The organism is Streptomyces palmae (assembly GCF_004684805.1).
Classification (GTDB): domain Bacteria; phylum Actinomycetota; class Actinomycetes; order Streptomycetales; family Streptomycetaceae; genus Streptomyces; species Streptomyces palmae.
In genome coordinates, this window is the sequence record NZ_SRID01000689.1 from 1 (window position 1) to 1,347 (window position 1,347).

Sequence of the window (1,347 nt, forward strand, 5' to 3'; positions counted from 1 at the left end):
CCCGGAAACCCCACCCGCCGCACGGCGCCGCGAAGGCGCCGGAGCCCCACCCGTCCACGTTCTAGACCAAGGCGGAATGCCCGCACTTGCATTTATAGCGCGCGTGCAACTATTGTCGAAGCTCGTAAGGCGCACCAGCAACTGCATGGAGGGTTGCATCACATGCCACTCGCGCTTCTCGCCCTGGCCATTGGGGCTTTCGGGATCGGCACCACCGAGTTCGTGATCATGGGCCTGCTGCCCGAGATCGCCGGCGACTACGGCGTCTCCATCCCCACCGCCGGTCTGCTCGTCACCGGCTACGCCCTGGGCGTCGTCATCGGCGCGCCGCTGATGACGGTGCTCGGCACCAGGACCAGCCGGAAGACGATGCTCATGCTGCTGATGGGCCTCTTCGTGGTCGGCAACCTGCTCTCCGCGTTCGCGCCGTCCTTCCCGGTGATGCTGGCCGGGCGCATCGTGACCTCGCTGGCCCACGGCGCCTTCTTCGGCATCGGTGCGGTGGTCGCCGCCGACCTGGTCGCGTCGGACAAGAAGGCCGGGGCCATCGCCACCATGTTCACCGGACTGACCATCGCCAACATCGTCGGCGTACCGCTGGGCACCTTCATCGGCCAGGCCGTCGGCTGGCGCACCACCTTCGTCGTCGTCGCCTCGCTCGGTGTGCTCGGCCTGCTCGGCATCGCCAAGCTCGTGCCCGCCGCGCCGCGCCCGGAGGGTGCCCACCTGCGCGGTGAGCTGACCGCGTTCCGCAACCCGCAGGTACTGCTCGCGATGGCGATGACCGTGCTCGGGTTCGGCGGTGTCTTCGCCGCGATCACCTACATCGCCCCGATGATGACCCACGTCGCCGGCTACTCGGAGGGCGCGGTCACCTGGCTGCTGGTGCTGTTCGGCATCGGCATGTTCCTCGGCAACCTGCTCGGCGGCAAGTACGCCGACCGCAAGCTGATGCCGATGCTCTACACCACGCTCGGTGGCCTGGCCGTCACGCTCGGCCTGTTCACCCTGACGGCGCACAACAAGATCCTCGCCGCGGTGACCATCCTGCTGGTGGGCGCCCTGGGCTTCGCCACCGTCCCGCCTCTGCAGAAGCGAGTGCTGGACCAGGCCCACGGTGCCCCCACCCTGGCCTCCGCCGTCAACATCGGGGCGTTCAACCTCGGCAACGCGCTGTCGGCCTGGCTTGGCGGGATCGTCATCAGCGCCGGCCTCGGCTACACCGCGCCCAACTGGGTCGGTGCGGCCCTCGCCGCCGCGGCCCTCGCCCTCGCCTTCTGGTCCGCCGCCCTGGAGCGCCGCGCCCCCGCGGGTGCGCGGCGCTCCAGGGCGGCGGACCAGAAGGCG

Annotated in this window: 1 protein-coding gene; it reads left to right on the plus strand. The window is 70.0% G+C overall.

Translation table 11 applies throughout. The annotated features are described in order from the left end of the window. Nucleotides 1-162: 162 nt before the first annotated feature. Nucleotides 163-1,347 (plus strand): MFS transporter (locus E4099_RS32095; RefSeq protein ID WP_135342599.1); only part of this gene is annotated, 1,185 nt, incomplete at its 3' end.